Annotated in this window: 7 protein-coding genes; 2 read left to right on the top strand and 5 right to left on the bottom strand. The window is 63.4% G+C overall.

Features of this window, described 5'->3' with window-relative positions:
- Positions 1-152: 152 nt before the first annotated feature.
- The 4 genes from WCB02_RS20425 to WCB02_RS20410 form a co-directional block, all read right to left on the bottom strand.
- Entirely contained in the window at positions 153-1,322 is a 1,170-nt protein-coding gene (locus tag WCB02_RS20425) for a winged helix-turn-helix domain-containing protein (RefSeq protein ID WP_423960852.1), read from the bottom strand.
- A gap of 147 nt (positions 1,323-1,469) precedes the next feature.
- A complete protein-coding gene (locus WCB02_RS20420; protein ID WP_423960851.1) occupies positions 1,470-1,709 on the bottom strand; it encodes a hypothetical protein in 240 nt (79 codons plus the stop codon).
- Positions 1,710-1,969: 260 nt separating this feature from the next.
- On the bottom strand, positions 1,970-2,200 hold the full coding sequence (locus WCB02_RS20415) for a hypothetical protein (RefSeq protein ID WP_423960854.1): 231 nt from the start codon (positions 2,198-2,200) through the stop codon (positions 1,970-1,972).
- A gap of 300 nt (positions 2,201-2,500) precedes the next feature.
- Positions 2,501-3,889, bottom strand: a complete 1,389-nt coding sequence (locus tag WCB02_RS20410) for a caspase family protein (RefSeq protein ID WP_423960849.1) — start codon at positions 3,887-3,889, stop codon at positions 2,501-2,503.
- A gap of 287 nt (positions 3,890-4,176) precedes the next feature.
- On the opposite strand from WCB02_RS20410, the gene WCB02_RS20405 reads away from it, so the two are divergent.
- Together WCB02_RS20405 and WCB02_RS20400 are read left to right on the top strand one after the other, a co-directional pair.
- Positions 4,177-4,821, top strand: a complete 645-nt coding sequence (locus tag WCB02_RS20405) for an OmpA family protein (RefSeq protein ID WP_423960847.1) — start codon at positions 4,177-4,179, stop codon at positions 4,819-4,821.
- Between the two features lie 101 nt (positions 4,822-4,922).
- A complete protein-coding gene (locus WCB02_RS20400; RefSeq protein WP_423960846.1) occupies positions 4,923-5,279 on the top strand; it encodes a hypothetical protein in 357 nt (118 codons plus the stop codon).
- 22 nt (positions 5,280-5,301) lie between these two features.
- On the opposite strand, the gene WCB02_RS20395 is transcribed toward WCB02_RS20400, so the two are convergent.
- A partial coding sequence (locus WCB02_RS20395) for a response regulator (RefSeq protein ID WP_423960844.1) occupies positions 5,302-5,668 on the bottom strand: 367 nt, incomplete at its 5' end.

The following is a 5,668-nucleotide window of genomic DNA, read 5'->3' as shown; positions in this document are numbered from 1 at the left end:
GGGGTGGGGGGTGGGGGGTGCTTCCGCATATTCGATGCTCATATGAGAGAGCGATTTTGCGGAGCCACCCCCCGCCCCCGACCCCTCCCCACCGCTACGCGGGAGGAGGGAAGAAACGCGGGGCCATACGACGACTTTCATGGAATCGCACTTCACTCCGCCAGTTGAAACCGCTCGAACCGGTGCAGCTCCTCCTCGATGCGGCGCTTGAGCTCCCGGCGCGCATCGCCCTTCGCGGCTTTGCCGCCGCCGACCCAATTCCATTTCTGCAGCAGCAACTTTCTGTTCGCGCGGTCGGTCTTCAGGTCGAGCGCCGCGACGATGTCGCAGCCGACCAGCACCGGCAGTGCAAAATAGCCGAGCTGACGCTTCTCCTTCGGCACATACGCCTCGAAACGGTGCTCGTAATCGAAGAACAAATGCGTGCGCTTGCGCTGGATGACCAGGGGATCGAACGGGGACAGGATGTGCACCAGGTCGAGCGAGTCCTCGCCCGAGGATTCAAGTGTCTCCGGCGCCGCCCAGTGCTCCTGTTTGCCGGCGCCTTCGAGCGCGACCGGCAGCAATTCCCCCCGTCGCACCCGTGCCTCGATCAGGCGCCGGACCGCGGGCTTGCTCGGCGCGTCGAGATGACAGATCGAATCCAGGCTGACGACGCCCTGCGAACGCAAGCCGCGGTCGAGCAGATAGGCCGTCGCCTCCGTGGCCGTGGCCGGCTTCGGCGGCTTGTCCCAGCCGAAGTGCCGCTCGATCAGCTCATAGGTCTTGAGCATGCCGTTGCGCTCCGAGATCGTCAGCGCGCCGGAATAGAAGGCAAGTTGCAGCGCGCGTTTCGACGGCTTGCGGCTGGCCCACAGATGCTCCTTTTCGGTGAGCACGTCGTCGTCGATGTCGCGGATGGTCAGCGCGCCTCCCTGCCGGATCAGCCGCATCACTTTCCTGGTGTCTTCAGGCTTCACCGAGGAGAACCATTTGTGGCCCTCGCGCCGGTGCAGCTTCATGGCGGGAAGGAAGAAGCGCAGATCCCTCGCTGCGACGTAGGACAAGGCGTGGGTCCAGTATTCGAACACGGTTTTGTCGATGCTCTGGGCCTGACGCAGATCAGCGCGCCGATAATTCGGGATGCGCGTATAGAGAATATGATGATGGCTGCGCTCGACGACATGGATGGTGTCGATCTGGACATAGCCGAGATGGGCGACCGCGTCCGCCACCGCTTTCGGACCCTCGCCGAACGGCGTCGCGGTGTCGAGCCGTTGGGCGCGCAGCCAGATCCGACGGGCGTCGGGCGTGGTGAGGGGATGAGATTTCGCGGCGGACATCGCCCGGCAATGTAGCCGGATTCGCGCGCCGCAAGGAGGGATCAACAAAAACCGCGCCGCCCCTTGCCGGACGGCGCGGCCAAACCTGCAAGATCTGCGACCGCGTTATTTCGAGGCCGTCATTTCCAAGCAGTCATTTCGAAGCCGTCATTTCGAAGCCGTCATGGCGGCCTTCTGCGCCTTCATATAGTGCATGCAGGCGCTCTTCATCTTGCCGTTGCTCATGTCCGTGTTGGCCATGGCCATTTCCTTGTTGGCTTCGTTTTGCATCGGGGTCATCGCTGCGGTGGACTTCGCCATGTTGTCTGCGGTGCAGGCCATCATGGCCGCCGAAGCGGGAGACAGAGCGAAAGCGGAAAGCATGGCTGCAGAGATCAATATTTTCATCTCAACCTCGTTTAAGAATGAACACCAGCGCTTTGCTGGCTAACGGGGCATTTTCCTCCCGGAAGGTTTCGGGAAAAAGACATTTTTGTGTGTATTCGCAAAAGGCGATCGCGTTCCAGGCCCTCGCCCCGCGCGGCGCGGATTGGAGCCGAACGCGTGATCCGCCAACGCACGCGGCGCAGAGGACGGATTGCGCCATCCGGCCGGACATGACCGATCATCCGGCGCGCTTCGCGCGCCCCTTGGCCCGGACCGGTCGGCTACTGCTTCGGTCGGTCGGGGACGCTGCCGGTTGCCATTTCGCCGGTGCAGGCGGCCTTGCCGCGCGCGGGGGCCTCGCACTTATACACGGTACCGGTCAGACGATCGACCAGCCAGGCGGTGTCCTCGGTCGGACCTTCGATGCCGATATAGCGCGTTCCGACCGCGTTGATCAGCGTCGAAAGCAGGATCGCTGCCGCGATCATGGCGGCGCCGATGATGATCGGCATAGAACTGATGGTCGCAGTCCGGTCAGGCATGCCGGTACGATACCCCTGGAACTCATTTGGTCGCTTGAGTGACGAAATCACGGCCTCTGCTTTGCTTTTTGGCTTTTCTTGTTTCTTGCCATGAGCTTTTAATGGCGCATCTGGTCGATTTGTTGTCAGCACCTCGACGCTCCCGCGATTGCTTCGCAAATGTGGCAACGGAAAACGGCAGCGCAGACGCCGCCTTTTTTTGACGATTCGCTTGCCGATTCCCTTGCCGATTCCCTTGCCGAATTCCCCTGCCGAATTCCTCGAGAGACTTCAGCGCCGGCCGAACAATCCACCCATCATGTGGCCGAACAGGCCGCCGGGTCCGCTGCGATAATAGTGCCGGCCGCCCCCACCATGGTGGGAATGATGCACGGCCTCCTCATCGCCCTCATCCGCCGAGGCCATCTGGGTCGAGACGATCTCCGACACCAGCGCCTTGTGCTGCCAGTCGTTGAGATAGCCGGTCTGCGGATAGCCGCGCGCGGCCTGCCAGCGCTTGATCACGGCGCGGGTTTCGTCGTCGAATTTGCCGTTCGCCCTGGTGTCGAAGCCAAGCCCGGTGAGGCGGCGCTGCACGTCGCGGCGCTGGTTCCTGGAAAGCCCAAGCTGATCCTCGGAGATCTGGTCGGCGTCGGCGCTGAAGGTCGCGGGATCGATGCCGGTGGTCAGGTTCCGCGTGGTCGTGGACGGCCCGTCCTGCAGCGCTGCGATGCGGGCAAGCGCCAGCGACTTGAACTGTCCGGCGGGATAGCTGGTCAGATAGGCGTTGAGCTCCTCGGGCTTGTTGGAATCCTTGACTGACCGCCAGAACTCGATCTCGATCTCGGAGGCCGGCGCTGTGGCAACGCTGGGCTCGGCCGATGTCGGACCGGCTTTGTCGGCAGGCGCCGCGGCCGGATTGAGATAGACCGAGCCGACCAGGTTGGTGTGGTCCCAGGGAAGCTGGTTCTTGTTGGTCTCCTCGTTGACCTCTGCGCGCACCTCGGTCATGGCCTGCTGGATTTCGACGCCGGGCTGGGTGATATGGGCGACCAGCGCGCGGGTGAAGGGGCTGTTGGTGCCGCTCTCGCCGTCGAGCGCGGTCTGCCCGGGACCGGTGGCGAAGGCGATCAAGGTGCCCTCGCCGGACTTCATGTCGGCCAGGCCGGAGTCGACCGCGATGCTGCGGGTCGCCCTGGCGGAGCGGATCTTGGCCGCGAATGGATTGTCGCGGCAGGCGTCGAGGAACACCAGCTTGACCTTGGCGTCCGCCAGTGTCTGGTCGAGCGTGAGGTCGACATTGATCGCGGCGCCGAGCTTGACGTCCATCTCGGATTTCAGATCGGCGTCGACCGGCAGCAGGTAGTTGGTGCCGTTCACGGCGATGCCGTGGCCGGCATAATAAAACACCGCAATATCGGCGCCTTCCGCCCGCCTGCCGAACTCGAGCAGCTTGTCCGTCATCTTGTCGCGCGTGAGGTTGGTGCCTTCGACGACGTCGAAGCCGACACTGCGCAGCACCTTCGCCATCGCCTGCGCGTCGACCACGGGATTGGGCAGCTGCGGCACATTGCGATAGGCGCCATTGCCGACCACGAAGGCGACGCGCTTGTCGGCAAACGCCGCATTGCCGCTGAAGAAGAATGCCGCGACTGAAATTGCTGCGATGAAGAAGCGCATGGTCCCGTTCTCCGCTCGATCCGCCGTGCCTGGCCGTTGATGCCGGACCCATCCGTTGCGCGCAATGTGGTCCCGGATCGGGATGCCGACTGTGACCTGAGTCACTCGGAGCAGCGGGCTGATCGAACCCGTTTCCGATTGGGAAAGACGCCGCCGGCCGGTGGCGGCGGCTGCTATCCGGTCGGCGTTTTTGCCCGCGTGACGTGCGTCACATTCGTCGATTTGAACCTGTCCTAGCTTCGCGCCATCAAAGCGCCATCAGGCATGTAACGACGAGGATGACGACCATGACGAGTTTCGCGAAGTTTTCGGGAATTCAGGCGATCACGATTTACGCCGCGCTGTCGATGACCACGGGCCTGGCGCTCGCCGCGGACAACACCGTCTCTGCCGATCAGATCGTCAATCAGCTGCGGCCGAAGCCGGTGACGCGCGGATTGTCGATCGGCACGCCGCAGATCGATCCGGCGGTGAAGGCCAGGGAGATCAGCTTCGTGCAGACGGTGCGCAACCGCAAGACGCGGTCGCTGTCGCTGGGCGAACGCGAAGAGATCGCGGAGATCGCATCGAGCAAGCCGAACATCGATCTCGAAATCCAGTTCGACTACAATTCGGCCGACATCGCCAAGACCTCGGCCGAGGCGGTCCAGGAGCTCGGCAAGGCGCTGTCCAATCCGAGCCTGAAGGGCTCGACCTTCGTGGTCGCCGGCCATACCGACGGTATCGGCGGCGAGGCCTTCAACCAGGATCTGTCCGAGCGCCGCGCCGAGACGATCAAGCACTATCTGGTCCAGAATTACGGCATCGCCGGCAGCGACCTGGTCTCGGTCGGTTATGGCAAGACCAAGCTGAAGGATGCCAACGACCCGGCAGATCCGATCAATCGCCGTGTTCAGGTCGTCAACCTGGATACCAAGAGCGCGTCGAAGTAAGGTCTTTGGTTCGACACCGCCTGCCGCCGCACGGACGGCGGCATCCGTCAGTCGCGTGAACCGCTTGGATCAGATCAGGCATTTGAAAAAGGACGATTGCAATGAAAATGCATTTCGCAGGTCTTTTCGTCGCGGCAGCGATTGTCGCCGCATCAGCGCCTGCAGGTCGCGCCCAGGAAGCCCCGACACCCGCTCCGGGCGCCAGCCCGGCCGCGCCGGAAGCAGCCCCGAGCACGCCACCGGTCAGTGTGCCGCGGCCCGCGATCGTGCCGAGGACCGCTGAACCGGCCGCAGCGTCGCCGGAAGCGTCGACCGAATCCGCGCCGCGTCATCATCGGCATTACGCGTATCATCATCGCTATCGCCGCTATGCCTATTGGGAGCCGTTCCCGGTCTACCTGCCGCACCTCTACCACAACCGCATCTACTGGAACCGCATCTCCTGGTTCAGCTTCTGACGCACTCGCGCCCCGTGCGGCCTCAGCGCTGGTCGAGCAGGTCCCTGATCTTTGCCGCGAGCATGGCCTGGGTCAGTGGCTTCTGGAGCATCGAGACGCCGGGATCGAGCCGGCCCTGATGCACGATCGCGTTGCGTGAATAGCCGGTCATGAATAGCACCTTGAGCTCGGGCTGCCGGCCCTGCAGCGCGCTGGCGAGTTCGCGGCCGTTCATCCCGGGCATCACGACGTCAGTCAGGAGCAGATCGATGCGGGACGGATCGGAATCGAGCAGTTTCAGCGCGGCCGCGCCGTCGGCAGCCTCGCGCACGCCGTACTTGAGGTCGCGCAACGTCTCGACAAGATAAGATCTCACGTCGGCTTCGTCCTCGACCACCAGAATGGTCTCG

It is taken from the genome of Bradyrhizobium sp. (genome assembly GCF_049581145.1).
Classification (GTDB): Bacteria; Pseudomonadota; Alphaproteobacteria; order Rhizobiales; family Xanthobacteraceae; genus Bradyrhizobium.
The sequence above is the reverse complement of the archived record's forward strand: the minus strand, read 5'-3'. Positions and strand labels throughout refer to the sequence as shown.